Source organism: Pseudomonas sp. 3B-A001-10F, from assembly GCF_056313565.1.
In genome coordinates this window covers 22,146-38,377 of record NZ_JBQYFW010000019.1, presented here as the reverse complement: position 1 = coordinate 38,377, position 16,232 = coordinate 22,146, and the positions used below count along the sequence as shown (strand labels likewise).

Genomic DNA, 16,232 nt, shown 5'->3' with positions numbered 1-16,232 from the left:
ATTCTTCTGTAGGAACGCTTTCCATGTGGGAGCGAGCCTGCTCGCGAAGGCGTCGTATCAGTCGCTTTATCTGTTGACTGACACACCGCTTTCGCGAGCAGGCTCGCTCCCACATTGGATAGTTGTCGGCTGTGCGGGAGTGTCACAGCTGCAGAATCAGGGTTTTCAGCGGCGGTTGCTGATCCATCGACGGGAAGTCGGCGCCTGGGGACATCACGCTCCACTCACGCACCGGTCGCCCGGCCTTCTCGGCACAGCGCAGCACCTGCTCGCGCCAGTCGTCCATGCTGACTTTCGCCAGATTGTTGCAGCAGATCAGCACGCCATTGTCGGCGGTGGTCAGCAGGGCCGGTTTGAGCAGGCTCTGATAGTCACGCAGCAAATCGACAGTGCCGAATGCGCTCTTGGCCCACGCTGGCGGATCAAGCAGGACCAGATCGTATTGGCGCTGATCGAGGCGCTGGTAGCTCGGCAGTTTTTGTCCACGGCGCTGACTGATCGGCAGCCCGGCGAGTTGGCGGATGGCCGGGAAGTAGTCCGACTGGATGAATTCCATCTCGGGCAACTGCGGGTTGAGCAGGCCGTTTTCGCGACCGACCGCCAGATTGCCTTCGGCGAAATCCAGATTGCACACTTCACGCGCGCCACCGGCGGCCGCGCTGAGGCCGACGCCGCAGGTGTAGGCGAACAGGTTGAGCACGGATTTGCCTTGGGCGTGATCCTTGACCCAGCCACGGGTGTTGCGCAGATCGAGGAACAGCAAGGGATCCTGCCCGGCATGGCGTCCGCGCACCCGGTAGTTGAGGCCCCATTCGTGGCCGACCAGATCGGCCAGTGCCGCGTCTTCAGCTTTGTAGACGCTGTCTTCGCGGTCAATGCGCGAGTTGCCACGGGATCGGTCGTTGTAAACCAGCAAGGTTTCCATCCCCAGGCTCTGATTAACCATGCCGTGCAGTTGCAGCAGGTCGTTCCGCTCCAGCGTCTGGTGGAAGCTTTGCACCAGCAGTTGCGGGCCGTAGCGGTCGATGGTCAGGCCGCCAGCGCCTTCCTGGCTGCCATGGAACAGCCGATAGCAATCGGTGCCCTGGCGGTGCAACTCGGCCAGCAGATCCTGGCGTTGATCGAGGGCGGCGCGCAGCGCCTGATTCAAGGAAGACATGCGGGCGCCTTGCTGGAGAGAATGGGGGCGCGGGAGTTTAGCAGCTTGGCGGGCAATCGAGTTGCGCCCTTCGCGAGCAGGCTCGCTCCCACATGGGAATGCATTTCAAATGTGGGAGCGAGCCTGCTCGCGAAGGCGTCCGACGAAGTTTTCAGCTCAAGCCCATCCGGCGTTTGGCGCGTTGTACCGAGCCATTGCGCATTGCCCAGCGCAGCATCGGTGCGCTGCGTCTGACGCTGGCGCGAATCAGTTGCCGTTGCAGCGAACTCTGGCGGACGTCGAGCATGTCGCTGGCCCAGTCCGGCAACAGGTCGATCCCGGCCTTCATCATCAGATCGCCAAACGGTCGCGCCAGAACACTCGGCGCCGGGGCGTCGAGCAGCAGGCGCAAGACTTCGCGGCTGCGCTCGTCGCACAGCAACTGCGGGCGCATGCGTTGCAGATACTCGGCCACGGCTTGCCGCGATTTCGGCACATCCCGCGCGCCCAAACGTTCAGCCACCACGGCGATTTCCGCGTAATAGCGATCCTGATCCATGCCTGACAACTGCGGGTTGCGATAGCGCAAATGCGCGGCAAGAAAGTTGCTGACTTCCGCCACATGCACCCAGGTCAGCAAATCCGGATCGCTGGCCGCGTAAGGTCGTCCGTCCGGCGCGGTGCCGACCACTTGCAGGTGAATGGTGCGCACTTTCTCGATCAACCAGTCGGCGTCCCGGCGCGAGCCAAACGTGGTACCGGATACAAACTGGCTGGTGCGCCGCAAGCGCCCGAGCATGTCCTCACGAAAGTTCGAATGATCCCAGACCCCGGCCAATGCCAGCGGATGCAAAGCTTGCAGCAACAGCGCGCTGATGCCGCCGATCAACATGCTGCTGAAATCCCCGTGCACCTGCCAACTGATCGAATCCGGGCCGAACAGGCCGGGATCGCCCTTGGGGTTTTCCAGGTCGAGCTGACCGAGCGACAGCCCGGTCAGGCTCATGAGTTGCTGTTCGATACGGCTGCGGATGAATTCCATGAACACTCAGTGAAGAAGGGAGGGCGCGGCCGATGGACCGCGCCCGGGGTGTTACTGATTGAGGCGCTTGTCGATCAGGCCTTGCACCACACTCGGATCGGCCAGGGTCGAGGTATCACCCAGGCTGTCGAGTTCGTTGCAGGCGATCTTGCGCAAGATGCGCCGCATGATCTTGCCTGAACGGGTTTTCGGCAAGGCCGGCGCCCACTGGATCAGATCCGGTTTGGCGAAGCTGCCGATTTCCTTGCTGACGTGGGCCAGCAATTCTTTCTTCAACTCGTCATTGGGTTCGGTGCCGTTCATGGGAGTGACGAAGGCGTAGATGCCCTGACCTTTGACGTCGTGGGGGTAACCAACCACGGCGGCCTCGGCGATGCTGTCGTGCAATACCAGTGCGCTTTCCACTTCGGCGGTACCGATGCGGTGGCCGGAGACGTTGATCACGTCATCGATGCGCCCGGTGATCCAGTAATCGCCGTCCTCATCGCGGCGTGCGCCGTCGCCGGTGAAGTAGTAGCCGGGGTAGGGTTTGAAATAGGTGTCGACCATGCGCTGCGGGTCGCCATAGACGCTGCGGATCTGCGCTGGCCAACTCGACTTGATCGCCAGCACGCCACTGCCGGCGCCTTTGATTTCCTTGCCGTGCTCATCGAGCAGCACCGGTTGCACGCCGAACATCGGTTGCGTGGCGCAGCCAGGCTTGATTCGCTGGGCGCTGACCAGGGGACTGAGCATGATGCCGCCGGTTTCGGTCTGCCACCAAGTGTCGACGATGGGGCAGCGCTGTTCTCCGACGACATTGAAATACCATTCCCACGCTTCCGGGTTGATCGGCTCACCGACGCTGCCGAGTAATCTGAGGCTGGCGCGCGAGGTTTCCTTCAACGGTTCGGCACCTTCACGCATCAACGCGCGCAGGGCGGTCGGCGCGGTGTAGAAGATATTGACTTTGTGTTTGTCGATCACCTGCCAGAAACGCGAACTGCTCGGATAGCTCGGCACGCCTTCGAACATCAGCGTGGTCGCACCATTGGCCAGCGGGCCGTAGACAATGTAGCTGTGACCGGTGACCCAGCCGACGTCAGCAGTGCACCAGAACACTTCGCCGTCGCGGTAATCGAGCACGTACTTGAAGGTCATCGCCGCTTGCAGCAGGTAGCCGCCGGTGGTGTGCAGCACGCCTTTGGGTTTGCCGGTGCTGCCGGAGGTGTAGAGGATGAACAGCGGGTCTTCGGCGTCCATCGGCTCCGGTGGGCAATCGTCGCTGACCTCGCGCACAGCCTGGTGATACCAGAGGTCGCGACCCTCGACCCAATCGACTTTGCCCTGGGTGCGTTCGACCACCACGACAGTACTTACGTCGGGGCAACTTTGCAGGGCTTTATCGACGTTCTGCTTCAGCGGGACGAACTTGCCACCGCGCACACCTTCATCGGCGGTGATCACCGTGCGGCAATCGGCATCGAGGATGCGGTCACGCAGGGAGTCAGGGGAGAAACCGCCAAACACCACCGAATGGATTGCGCCGATCCGCGAACAGGCGAGCATGGCGTATGCGGCCTCGGGGATCATTGGCATGTAGATGCACACCCGGTCGCCTTTCTTCACACCACGGCTTTTCAGCACGTTGGCCAGGCGGCAGACGTGGTGATGGAGTTTTTTATAAGTGATTTGCGCTGATTCTGCCGGGTCGTCGCCCTCCCAGAGCAGGGCGGTCTGATCGCCGCGCTTGTCCAGATGGCGGTCGATGCAGTTGTAACTGACGTTCAGCTTCGCACCGGCAAACCAGGCGGCTTCACCGGTTTTCAGGTCGTAGCGCTGAACGGTCTGCCACGGCGTGCTCCAGTCGAGGAACCGCGTGGCCTGTTCGGCCCAGAAGGTGCTGGGGTGTTCAATGGATTCGCGGTACAGGCGCCGATAGTCTTCCTGACTCAATTGCGCAGCCCGGCGGACGGCATCGGCCTTGGGGAACGTGCTGATATCGAACATGACGGTTCCTTATTCTTGTGGTGCGACAGGAATAAAGATGCGCCGATGGGGGCAAGGGTTCAAGGCCGGCAGAAGGCACTCCATCGCGAAGAGCCCCTCACCCTAACCCTCTCCCAAAGGGAGAGGGGACTGACCGAGGTGTTTGGGCTTGATACATCGACCTGAAATTCCTGAGTCGAACTCAAGTAATGAAAAACGCGAAAATCGGCTCCCTTTCCCCCTCGCCCCTGGGGGAGAGGGCTGGGGTGAGGGGGAAACGATTTGGCTGGCACTGCGAAATCCACGCCAAACGCCAGACGAAAAAAAGCCCCTGAACTTCAGGGGCTCTCTATCAAGCGACTGATTACCCGCGGTGACGACCGCGGAAGTAGTTGATCAGGCCCTGAGTGGACGGATCATCAGCGTTGGTTTCATCGCTGCCGACCAGACGGTTGTAAACGCCTTTGCCCAGTTCCTTGCCCAGTTCCACGCCCCATTGGTCGAAGGCGTTAATGCCCCAGACCACGCTTTGCACGAACACTTTGTGCTCATACATCGCCACCAGTGCGCCGAGACGACGCGGGCTGATGCGCTCGACCACGAGGGTGTTGCTCGGACGGTTGCCCGGGATCACCTTGTGCGGCGCGAGCTTGTGCACTTCTTCTTCGCTCATGCCCTTGTCGCGCAGTTCCTGCTCGGCTTCCGGCAAGGTCTTGCCGAGCATCAGCGCCTGGCTCTGCGACAGGCAGTTGGCGTACAGCCACTGGTGGTGGTCGGAGACCGGGTTGAAGCTGACGATCGGCACGATGAAATCGGCCGGAATCAACTGCGAACCTTGATGCAGCAACTGGTGGTAGGCGTGCTGACCGTTGCAGCCGACGCCGCCCCAGATCACCGGACCGGTATCGGTCGACACCGGCGTGCCGTCCTGACGCACGCTCTTGCCGTTGGATTCCATGTCCAGCTGTTGCAAGTGCTTGGTGATGTTACGCAGATAGTGGTCGTACGGCAGGATCGCGTGGCTTTGCGCGCCCCAGAAGTTGCCGTACCAGACGCCAAGCAGGGCCAGCAGCACCGGCATGTTCTGTTCGAACGGTGCGGTCTGGAAATGCTGGTCCATGGTGTAGGCACCGGACAGCAGTTCCTTGAAGTTGGACATGCCGATGGCCAGGGCGATCGGCAAACCGATGGCCGACCACAGCGAATAACGACCGCCGACCCAGTCCCACATCGGGAAGATGTTTTCTTCGCGGATACCGAACGCAACGGCCGCTGCGTTGTTGCTCGATACGGCGATGAAGTGACGATACAGCTCGGCTTCCGAACCGCCCTGCGCCAGGTACCAGGCACGAGCAGCCTGAGCGTTCTTCAGGGTTTCGAGGGTGTTGAACGATTTCGATGAAACGATGAACAGTGTGGTCTCGGCGCGCAGTTTCTGCGTCAGCTCGTGGAATTCGCTGCCGTCGATGTTCGCCAGATAATGGCAACGCACGCCTTTCTGCGCGTACGACAGCAGTGCTTCGGAGACCAGCTCAGGGCCGAGGAACGAGCCACCGATGCCGATGTTGACCACGTCGGTGATCGGCTTCTCGGTGTAACCACGCCACAGACCGTCGTGGATGCGGCCGACCAGATCGGTGATCTGGTTCAAGACCTTGTGGACTTCCGGCATCACGTTGACGCCATTGACCGACAGTTTGTCGCCTACCGGGCGGCGCAGGGCGGTGTGCAGCGCCGGGCGGCCTTCGGAAGTGTTGACGATTTCGCCTTCAAACAGCGCTTTGATGGCGCCTTTGAGATCGACTTCATTGGCCAGGCCGACCAGCAGGTTGCGGGTCTGGGCGTTGATCAAATTCTTCGAATAATCGAGAAACAGTCCGCAGCTGCTGAGGGTGAACTGGTTGAAGCGCTGCGGATCGGCGTTGAAGGCTTCGCGCATGCTGAAATCCTGCATGGCTTGGCGGTGATCTTTCAACGCTTGCCAGGCGGGCAGAGCGGTAACGTCTTGAGGAGTGAGGTAATACGCCATCGCTGCGGTTTTCCTTTTTACTTGAACGGCCTTTTGAACACTGAACAGACCCGGCACGCCATGTTTGGGCATGGGATCAACTGCGTCGACACGATTTCCGGACACAGGGCGAATACAGTAAACCTCGCGCTGCGTTCTGTCTTGACTTTGTCTGACCAGATCCCTGTACTTTTTTAACATCGAGACCGGGAACTGGCCGACAAACGGAGGGGGCGGGGCAAAATCGGGATCAGGCGAGCTGAACCGGGATGGCGTTACTGGTGTGGCTCAGCTCGTTGCCGGGCGCCATGTAGAGCATGCGCGGCTTGAAATTGACCAGTTCCGCTTCGCTGTAATGGGCGTAGGCACAAATGATCACACGGTCGCCAACCTTGGCCTTGTGCGCTGCGGCGCCGTTGACAGAGATCATCCGCGAGCCTTCTTCGCCGCGAATCGCGTAGGTGGTGAAACGCTCGCCGTTGTCGACGTTATAAATCTGGATCTGCTCGTATTCACGAATGCCGGACAAGTCCAGCCACTCGCCATCAATGGCGCACGAACCTTCGTAATCGAGCACCGCATGAGTGACTTCGGCGCGGTGCAGTTTTGCCTTGAGCATGATCGCGTGCATGAGGGATTTTCCCGGGTTGGAATCGAACGGCGGGCAGTGTGCCCGAAGGCTTTAGGGGCGGCAATAAGGCTTGAAACGCAATTTTCATAACACCGAAAACCACTGTAGGAGTGAGCCTGCTCGCGATAGCGGTGTGTCATTCAACACTAATGCTGACTGACACACCGCTATCGCGAGCAGGCTCACTCCTACAGGGGGTATTGCGGTGTTTTTAAGCGGGGGTGTCGAGATTCAGGTGCAGGTTGTCGATCAACCGAGTAGTGCCAAGAAACGCCGCCACCAGAATCACCAGATCGCGATCCTCCGGCGTCGCCGGACGCAGGGTCAGTGCATGGCGTATTTCCAGGTAATCCGGACGCAGGCCCGCCGCTTCCATCTGCTGTACCTGGGCACTGATCATTGCCGGGAAGTCGCGTTGGCCTTGCTTGATCAACTCGGCAATGTTGCTCAGCGAGCGATAGACCACCGGAGCCACCGCGCGCTGTTCCTCGTTGAGGAAGCCATTGCGCGATGACAGCGCCAGGCCATCGGCTGCACGCACGGTCGGTTCGCCGATGATCTGGATCGGCATGTTCAGGTCATGCACCAGCGCGCGGATCACCGCCAGTTGCTGGTAATCCTTCTGACCGAAAATCGCCAGATCCGGCTGGACCATGTTGAACAGTTTGCTGACGACGGTCGCTACACCCTCGAAATGCCCCGGACGGCTGGCGCCGCACAGGCCTTCGGACAACTGCGGCACGCTGACCCGAGTCTGACCGGCCATGCCGTCGGGGTACATTTCTTCGACAGTCGGCGCGAAGAGCAGGGAGCAACCGGCTTCGAGCAGCTTCTCCTGATCCGCTGCCAACGTGCGCGGGTATTTATCGAGGTCTTCGCCGGCGCCGAACTGCAGCGGGTTGACGAAAATACTCGCGACCACGAAGTCCACCCGTTGGGTGGCTTTGGTGATCAGTGCAACGTGACCGCTGTGCAGGTTGCCCATGGTCGGCACAAAGCCGATGCGCTTGCCTTCGCTGCGGGCGCGGGCTACGGCGGCGCGCAGTTCGCGTACGGTTTTAACGGTGTTCATGCAGAGAATCCGTGTTCGATGCCAGGGAACGTGGTGGCTTTGACTTCGTTGACGTAAGCCTTCAGCGCGGACTGGATGCTGTCCTGGCCGTGCATGAAGTTTTTGACAAATTTCGGCACGCGGCCGGTAATCGACAGACCGAGCATGTCGTGCAGTACCAGGACCTGGCCGTCGGTGGCGTTACCGGCGCCGATGCCGATGACTGGAATCTTCACCGCCTGGCTGATTTCGGCAGCCAGTTCGCTCGGTACGCATTCGAGCAGCAGCATGGCGGCGCCGGCCTGTTCCAGCGAGATCGCATCGGCACGCATCTGCCGCGCCTGGTTCTCGTTGCGGCCCTGCACTTTATAGCCACCAAGAATGTTCACCGCTTGCGGGGTCAGGCCCATGTGCGCGCAAACCGGCACACCGCGCTCGGCGAGCAGACGGATCGACTCGGCCAGCCACAGCTGACCTTCGACCTTGACCATGTGCGCACCGGCCTGCATCAGCATGGCGCTGTTAGTCATGGTTTGTTCAAGGGTGGCGTTGGCCATGAACGGCAAGTCAGCCAGGATCAGGGCATCGGTATTGCCACGTTTGACGCAAGCGGTGTGGTAGGCCATTTCTGCGGTGGTCACCGGCAAAGTGCTGTCGTGACCTTGCAGGACCATGCCGAGGGAGTCGCCCACCAGCAGCACTTCGACACCAGCCTCGTTGCAGGCGTGGGCGAAGGTCGCGTCATAGCAGGTCAGCATGGTGATCTTTTCACCTTTCTGCTTGAGGCTCTGGAGCGTGGTCAGGGTGATGGCTGGCATGTAAAAAATCCTCGTTCAGGCGCTCTGGAAACTACTGCGAGTAACGCGCGTGATTCTTCATCTACTCAGGCGCACGCTCTTTTGTCGTGCTTATAAGGCCTGGATTGCGCCCGTATGTGCCGGGTTGGCGGCAGCGGGACGCCTATAGTCGTGATGAGCCAACAGGAAGTCAATTGCGTGTGTTACCGCATTGTTACGAGGGGAGTGTTACCGGCGTTACTGATGCGATTCAGCGCTGCGGCGGGCCTGATTCGCGGGGTTTTTGTCGGACAATAAATCTGGATGTGGCGCAATCCCTGTAGGAGTGAGCCTGCTCGCGATAGCGCTTGATGCCTCACTCCTACAAAGGGCGGATTTGTGTCAGGCGTGGGGGAGGCGTTCCAGGCCGACGAACGGGCAGGCTGCCAGCAGCTCGGACAAGGTGCGGCCATCGGCCAGACGCATATCTTGCGGCGCCAGTTCGGCGAGGGGATAGAGCACGAACGCACGTTCCTGAATCTGATAATGCGGGACTTTCAGGCGCGGTTCGTCGATCTGGCGATCACCGAACAGCAGAATATCCAGGTCCAACGTGCGCGGGCCCCAGCGCTCCAGACGCTCGCGGCCCTGATCATTTTCGATGGCTTGCAGCGCGTCGAGCAGTTCAATCGGCGCAAGATCGCTGTCGAGCGCAGCGACCGCGTTGGTGTACCGCGGTTGGCCTGGCAGCAACGAGTCGCTTTGATAGAAGGCGGAAACGCCCGCGAGTGTGGTCTGCGGCAGTTGCCCCAGCGCCTCGACGGCGCTGCGCAACTGTTCGGCCGGGTCAGCGAGGTTACTGCCCATGCCGATGTAGATGCGTTCCATGCCTTTATTCGCCTGTAGCGCTCGGGGCGCCGGCGCGTTTGCGCTTGGAACCGCTGCTGCGGCGACGTTTGCGCGGAGCACCGCTGGCGTCATCGCCCTTGCCGCTGAGGTCGCGGATCATATCGCGACGTTCGCTGTCGTTGGCGTCCTGATAATCCGTCCACCATTCACCGAGGCCATCAGTCTCCTCGCCGGCGCTTTCACGCAGCAACAGGAAGTCGTAACCGGCGCGGAAACGCGGATTGTCCAGCAACAGGTCGGCACGTTTGCCGCTGCGGCGTGGCAGGCGCTCCTGCATGTCCCAGATCTCGCGGATCGGCATAGTGAAGCGTTTCGGAATCGCAATGCGCTGGCATTGTTCGGCGATCAGCTCGTGCGCGCCTTCCTGCATCGCTGGAATCGGCGGCATGCCACGTTCCTGCAAGCGCAACACACGAGCCGGCAAAGCAGGCCACAACAGTGCGGCAAACAGGAACGCCGGGGTCACCGGTTTGTTCTGCTTGATGCGCAAGTCGGTGTTGGTCAGCGCTTCGCTGATCAGCGTGTGGGTGTATTCCGGGTTGTGTTCCAGCGCATCGGCACTGGCCGGGAACAGCGGGGCGAACAGTTGCAGATCGACCAGCATTTCGAAGGTGATCGCGCCGTGCCCAGAGAGGAACAGCTTGAGCACTTCTTCGAACAGACGTGCCGACGGAATCTCGCGCAGCATCGGCGCCAGTTCGCGGATCGGCTGCACCGTGTGCTTCTCGATGCCGAAATTGAGCTTGGCGGCAAAACGCACGGCGCGCAGCATGCGCACCGGGTCTTCCTGGTAGCGCTGCTTCGGATCACCGATCAGACGGATCAGGTGATTGCGGATGTCGTGTACGCCGTTGGCGTAGTCGAGGATGCGCTCGCTGACCGGATCGTAATACAGGGCGTTGATGGTGAAGTCGCGGCGTTGCGCGTCTTCTTCCAGGGTGCCGTAAACGTTGTCGCGCAGAATGCGCCCGCTCTCGTTACGCGAAGACTGGTTGCTGTCTTCGTCGTCTTCGTTGACCGGGTGATTGGCGCGGAAGGTCGCGACTTCGATGATTTCGCGACCGAAATGGATGTGCACCAGTTTGAAGCGACGGCCAATGATCCGCGCATTGCGGAATTCGGCACGGACTTGCTCGGGGGTGGCGCTGGTGGCGACGTCGAAATCCTTGGGCGTGATGCCCAGCAGCATGTCACGCACGCAACCGCCGACCAGATAAGCCTGGTAACCGGCACCTTGCAGGCGTTCGACGATATTCACCGCGTAGCGGCTGAATTGCGTTTTCTGCAGCGAATGTTGGCCGCTGTTGAGCACTTCAGGGGTGCTGCGGATGTGTTGCGTACGACGCACGGGAGTTCGGAATGACTGGAACAGCTTCTTCAGCATGGGATGCACTGTTTGAAGGAATGTTCGGCCATACCAAAGAATGACCGCATGATGGGCGCAGATTCTAGCATTTAGTCGGGGGATGGTGTAGGACACGGCAGATTTGAGCTGTAAGCCGCAAGCTGCAAGGGTCGAGCAAGGGAAATTCGAAGGATTTTGCCGGGAGGGAGAAACTACAAGGGGAGCCGAAGCTCCCCAAGAAGTAGTTGCGTGCTCTTTTTATTATTGATTCGGGCTTCTTGTTTTTGTTGAGTGCCCTCGCCACGAAGTGTTTCCTTCGTGACCCTCCCAATCGGGAGCCAAGAGCAAACGGATTGCTTTGGTCGCTGAATTGCAGTGATCTCTCGATCCAACCAGTACAGGCTCTGTCTTAGGACAGTTTTTGTTGTTCTCGGCCTGGTCGTGGGGCAAGCCCCAAATACAACGCCTCTCCAAAAGAATCAGTTAGCTGCGCCTCTCGCCGTCTTGTTTTTATTGTGCGTGAGTCGATTCGTCTTATTTTTATTGTCTTGTGCATTGCTTGTTATTGTTCTTGTACCAAACATATAGCAGGGGCCGTGCCAACTTTTGCGAAACCCAATAAAACAAGGGGTTAGGTCGATATAACCGTTTTGTCGGGGCGAAAAAAAGCCGGGGTTTCGTTACCGATAACCCCGGCTTCTGTTACGTGAATCGACTGAGGTAACAGTTTTTTCACATCTTCAAGCGTTACCCGCACACTCGACAGGTAACGTTCAGCTCTCGCTGGCGACCCCGGTCTTGCGCCGTGGGATGCCTAGACGCTGACGGCGCTCCCACAGACATTTACGGCTGACGCCCAGTTTGCGCGCCAGTTCGGTCTCGGTCATGTGGTCCTGATGCTCGAGAACGAAGTGCTGAAAGTAGTCTTCCAGCGACAGGTCTTCGGTCGGCTCGTGGCTGCTGTTGCTGGCGTTACCCGGCGTTTGCGGTGGCAGACCGATGAACTCGTCGTCTTCCAGATCGCTCAGCTCGATGTCGATGCCCAGCAGGTCGGCGGAGATTTCCGGGCTTTCGCTCAGAATCACCGCGCGCTCGACTGCGTTTTCCAGTTCACGCACGTTACCCGGCCAGGAATAATGACGAATCGCCTGTTCGGCATCCGCGGCAAATTTCAGGTCGGTACGGTTGATGCGCGCACTTTGGCGAGCGAGGAAAGCCGTGGCGATCTCGTTGACGTCGGCGCCGCGCTCGCGCAGGGCCGGCAGTTTTAACGCGATCACGTGCAGACGGTAATAAAGGTCTTCACGGAACTGGCCGATTTTCGCCAGGCTCTTCAGGTCCCGGTGAGTGGCCGCGATCAGGCGTACATCGACCTTCTGCGACTGCACCGAGCCAACACGGCGAATTTCGCCTTCCTGCAACACACGCAGCAGGCGAGCCTGAGCTTCCAGCGGCAGTTCGCCGATTTCGTCGAGGAACAAGGTGCCGCCGTCCGCCGCTTCGACCAGACCGGCACGCCCGGCGCTGGCGCCGGTGAATGCGCCTTTCTCGTGGCCGAACAGTTCGGACTCGATCAGGCTTTCCGGAATGGCTGCGCAGTTCACCGAGATCATCGGCGCCTTGGCGCGTTTCGACAGGTTGTGCAGGGCGCGGGCCACCAGTTCTTTACCGGTGCCGGACTCGCCCTGGATCAACACATTGGAATCGGTTGGCGCGACTTTGCGGATCTTGCTGTACAGATCCTGCATCGGTGGGCAGGAACCGATGATGCCAATCTCGCCATTGCTGTTGTCGACGGCAGATTTGCCGCTGCCATTGGCCGGTTTACTGGCAACTGCTTCGCCAGCAGCCGGTGCCGATTGGCGATCACGCAGGATCCGCGCGACAGCCTGAAGCATTTCATCGTGGTCGAAAGGCTTGGCGATGTAGTCCACCGCGCCCATCTTCATCGAGTCGACCGCCGAGCGCAGACTGGCATAACTGGTCATGATCAGCACCGGTGTGCCCTGGCCGAGCTTGATCAGCTCAGTACCCGGCGCGCCCGGCAAACGCAGATCGCTGACGATCAGATCGAACGTAGGAATGGTGAAGCGTTCTTGTGCTTCCTGCACTGAACCGGCTTCGCTGACCTGGTACTGGTTGCGTTCCAGCAGGCGGCGCAAGGCGGAGCGGATAATTGTTTCGTCTTCGACGATCAAAATGTGCGGCATTGATTCGATACTCTCGACGGTCTCAGTTCACAGCGGACGTCGCTTCGACATGACGCGGTAAGGTCACCCGGATACGGGTGCCGCGTTGGCTTTGTACATCAGCCGGGCTGTCGATGGTGATTTGTCCATAATGCTCTTCAACGATGGAATAGACCAGTGCAAGGCCCAGACCGGTGCCTTCGCCAGGATCCTTGGTGGTGAAGAAGGGTTCGAACAATCTATCCATGATGTTCTTCGGAATACCGCTGCCTTCGTCTTCGACGATCAGATCGACCGTGTGTTCGCCGGCTTCGCTCTTGACCCGTACCGCACTGTGCGGCGGTGAGGCGTCGCGGGCGTTGGAGAGCAAGTTGATCAATACCTGGGCGAGTCGCTGCGGATCGCCCTCGACCCAATGATCAGGATCGCAGAGGTTGTAGAACTGCACCTCGAAATTGCGTCGGTTCAGGGCCAGCAGGCCGATTGCATCTTGAGCGACCTCTGCCAGACAAACGGGCTCGTCACTGTGCTGATGGCTGCCAGCGTGGGCGAAACTCATCAACGACTGGACGATGCGCGACACGCGTTTGGTCTGTTCGAGAATCTGCCCGCTGATTTCCGTCAGTTCGCCGTCATCTTCACGCTCTTCGCGCAGGTTTTGCGCAAGACAAGCAATGCCGGTGATCGGGTTGCCGATTTCGTGAGCCACACCCGCCGCGAGACGACCAATGCTGGCCAGACGCTCGGAGTGCACCAGTTTGTCTTCGAGCATCTGCGTTTCGGTCAAATCTTCGACCAGTAGCACCAGGCCGCTGTTACCCGGTGCCAACGGTTCGTCGATTGCCGCTTTGTGCAGGTTCAACCAGCGGGTTTGGCCATCGAGGGCCAAATGCTGTTTGTGCAAATGCTCGTCCGGCAGATCGATGAAACCTTGCAGCAGGCCTTTCCATGGCTCGCCGATGGTACTCAGGCGCGAACCGACCACGCGCTGTGCGGCGATTCCGGTGAGTTCTTCCATGGCCTTGTTCCACATCAGGATCTCTTGATCCTTGGCCAGCGAGCAGACGCCCATCGGCAGTTCTTGCAAGGTTTGGCGGTGGTAACGACGCAGGGCATCGAGTTCGGCGGCCAGGCCTGTGAGGCGCGAGTGGTAATCCTCGAGGCGGCTTTCGATGAAGTGGATGTCTTCGGTCACATAGTTTTCGCCACCCGCCTTGTAGGGCAGGAAGGTTTCCACCATGTCCTGCGCCACGCTCGGGCCCATCAGACCGGAAAGGTTGGCCTCGATACGGTCACGCAAACGGCGCAGTGCATAAGGACGGCGTTCGTCAAATGGTAGATAGAGGTCACGCAACGCTTGCTCGACTTCTTTCTGCGCAGCCTTGGCGCCCAGCGGTTTCGCCAGTTGTGTGGCGAATTCCTGTGGCGAGGCCGCATGCAGTTCACGGCGCTGCGGACGACGGACGTTGTCTACCGCACAGGCTTCGGCGGCGCTGGCTTCTTCCGGGCTGGCGTTGGTGAACAGCGAGATCAGCGTGAACATCAAGACGTTTGCAGCCAGCGAGGCGATTGCAGCCATGTGCCAACTGGTGTCGTCGAGCACGTAAATCATGTTCAGCAGCGGGATGTAGAAACCCTGCAGATTGCCGACCAGCGGCAGCAGCATGGTCACTACCCAGACCAGAATCCCCGCCAGCAGACCGGCGATAAAGCCGCGACGGTTGGCGGTCGGCCAGTACAACACCGACAACACCCCAGGCAGGAATTGCAGGGTTGCGACAAACGCGACGATGCCGAGGTTGGCCAGATCCTGCTCGGCGCCAAGCATCAGGTAGAAACCGAAACCGGCCATGATGATCGCGACGATCAGCGCGCGGCGGGTCCACTTCAGCCAGCGGTAGATGTTGCCTTCGGCCGGCGGCTGGTAGAGCGGCAAAACCAAGTGGTTCAGCGCCATGCCCGACAGCGCCAGCGTGGTGACGATGATCAGCCCGCTGGCCGCCGATAAACCGCCGACATAGGCGAGCAACGCCAGCGGTTTGCTGTTGGCGGCGATGCCGATGCCGAGGGTGAAGTATTCCGGGTTGGTTGTGGCACCGAGTTTGAGGCCGGCCCAGAGAATCAGCGGCACCGCCAGGCTCATCAGCAGCAGGAACAGCGGCAGGCCCCAGCTCGCACTGACCAGCGAGCGCGGGTTGAGGTTTTCGGTAAAAGTCATGTGATACATGTGCGGCATCACGATCGCCGAGGCAAAGAACACCAGCAACAACGTGCGCCACGGGCCTTCCTGCAACGGCGTGTGCAGCGCGGCGAGGGCAGTCTGGTTTTGCAGCAGCCAAATCTCAAGCTGTTGCGGGCCGTCGAACACGCCGTACAGCGCATACAGGCCGACGCCGCCGAGAGCGATCAGTTTGATCACCGACTCGAAGGCAATCGCAAACACCAGTCCTTCGTGCTTCTCACGGGTGGCGATATGCCGGGAGCCGAAGAAAATCGTGAACAGGATGATCAGCGCACAGAATGCCAGCGCGACGCGACTCTGGATCGGCTCGCCGGTCAGAATGCCGATGGAGTCGGCCACCGCCTGAATCTGCAACGCCAGCAGCGGCAGCACACCGATCAACATGAAAATCGTGGTCAGCGCGCCGGCCCAGGTGCTGCGAAAGCGAAACGCGAACAGATCCGCCAGCGACGACAGTTGATAGGTGCGGGTGATTTTCAGGATCGGATAGAGCAACACCGGCGCCAGCAGAAATGCGCCGGACACGCCGAGGTAACTGGACAGAAAGCCGTAGCCGTACTGATAGGCGAGGCCGACCGTGCCGTAGAACGCCCACGCACTGGCGTAAACCCCCAGCGACAAGGTGTACGTCAGCGGGTGGCGAATGATCGCCCGCGGGATCATGCCCCGTTCGCTGATCCAGGCGACGCCGAACAGCACCGCCAGGTACGCGGCGCTGATCAGGATCATCTGGGTCAGGCTAAAGCTCATCGGCATCTTTTTGGCTCTGCAGGATGAAGGTCACGACAATCAGGATCAGCCAGAGCAGATAGGGGCGATACCAGGCGCCCGTAGCGTCGATCCACCAATCCATGATGGCGGGGGAAAACAGGTAGATCCCCACGACTAAAAGCAGGACCAAGCGATAGATGTACATCCCGGCCTCTCTTTTTT

The 16,232-nt window shown here is 60.0% G+C and carries 12 protein-coding genes; all 12 read right to left on the bottom strand.

The window, feature by feature from the left end:
• Nucleotides 1-142: 142 nt before the first annotated feature.
• The 12 genes from AC0ZWN_RS17970 to AC0ZWN_RS17915 all read right to left on the bottom strand — a co-directional run bounded on the left by AC0ZWN_RS17970 (nt 143) and on the right by AC0ZWN_RS17915 (nt 16,215).
• Nucleotides 143-1,159, bottom strand: a complete 1,017-nt coding sequence (locus tag AC0ZWN_RS17970; protein WP_476335960.1) for a class I SAM-dependent rRNA methyltransferase — start codon at nt 1,157-1,159, stop codon at nt 143-145.
• A 151-nt stretch (nt 1,160-1,310) separates the two neighbouring features.
• The gene (locus tag AC0ZWN_RS17965) at nt 1,311-2,180 is read right to left on the bottom strand and encodes an oxygenase MpaB family protein (RefSeq protein ID WP_476335959.1); all 870 of its coding nucleotides are present in this window, start codon (nt 2,178-2,180) and stop codon (nt 1,311-1,313) included.
• A gap of 51 nt (nt 2,181-2,231) precedes the next feature.
• Nucleotides 2,232-4,169: an acetate--CoA ligase gene (gene acs, locus AC0ZWN_RS17960; RefSeq protein WP_476335957.1), complete on the bottom strand. Its 1,938-nt coding sequence runs from the start codon at nt 4,167-4,169 to the stop codon at nt 2,232-2,234.
• A 343-nt stretch (nt 4,170-4,512) separates the two neighbouring features.
• A complete protein-coding gene (gene pgi / locus AC0ZWN_RS17955; RefSeq protein ID WP_186625127.1) occupies nt 4,513-6,177 on the bottom strand; it encodes a glucose-6-phosphate isomerase in 1,665 nt (554 codons plus the stop codon).
• 229 nt (nt 6,178-6,406) lie between these two features.
• Nucleotides 6,407-6,787, bottom strand: a complete 381-nt coding sequence (panD, locus tag AC0ZWN_RS17950) for an aspartate 1-decarboxylase (protein ID WP_003205654.1) — start codon at nt 6,785-6,787, stop codon at nt 6,407-6,409.
• Between the two features lie 211 nt (nt 6,788-6,998).
• On the bottom strand, nt 6,999-7,859 hold the full coding sequence (gene panC / locus AC0ZWN_RS17945) for a pantoate--beta-alanine ligase (RefSeq protein WP_476335955.1): 861 nt from the start codon (nt 7,857-7,859) through the stop codon (nt 6,999-7,001).
• Nucleotides 7,856-8,656, bottom strand: a complete 801-nt coding sequence (panB, locus tag AC0ZWN_RS17940; protein ID WP_093434905.1) for a 3-methyl-2-oxobutanoate hydroxymethyltransferase — start codon at nt 8,654-8,656, stop codon at nt 7,856-7,858. Before panB ends, panC begins: the two co-directional genes overlap by 4 nt.
• A gap of 360 nt (nt 8,657-9,016) precedes the next feature.
• Nucleotides 9,017-9,502 carry a 2-amino-4-hydroxy-6-hydroxymethyldihydropteridine diphosphokinase gene (gene folK / locus AC0ZWN_RS17935; RefSeq protein ID WP_476335954.1) on the bottom strand — a complete coding sequence of 162 codons (486 nt, stop codon included), beginning with the start codon at nt 9,500-9,502 and terminating at the stop codon, nt 9,017-9,019.
• Nucleotides 9,503-9,506: 4 nt separating this feature from the next.
• Nucleotides 9,507-10,907: a polynucleotide adenylyltransferase PcnB gene (locus AC0ZWN_RS17930; protein WP_064118692.1), complete on the bottom strand. Its 1,401-nt coding sequence runs from the start codon at nt 10,905-10,907 to the stop codon at nt 9,507-9,509.
• 734 nt (nt 10,908-11,641) lie between these two features.
• Nucleotides 11,642-13,078 carry a sigma-54-dependent transcriptional regulator gene (locus tag AC0ZWN_RS17925; protein ID WP_476335952.1) on the bottom strand — a complete coding sequence of 479 codons (1,437 nt, stop codon included), beginning with the start codon at nt 13,076-13,078 and terminating at the stop codon, nt 11,642-11,644.
• Nucleotides 13,079-13,100: 22 nt separating this feature from the next.
• A complete protein-coding gene (locus AC0ZWN_RS17920) occupies nt 13,101-16,055 on the bottom strand; it encodes a sensor histidine kinase (protein ID WP_177413113.1) in 2,955 nt (984 codons plus the stop codon).
• Nucleotides 16,039-16,215: a hypothetical protein gene (locus tag AC0ZWN_RS17915; protein ID WP_003176118.1), complete on the bottom strand. Its 177-nt coding sequence runs from the start codon at nt 16,213-16,215 to the stop codon at nt 16,039-16,041. Before AC0ZWN_RS17915 ends, AC0ZWN_RS17920 begins: the two co-directional genes overlap by 17 nt.
• Between the last annotated feature and the right edge of the window lie 17 nt (nt 16,216-16,232).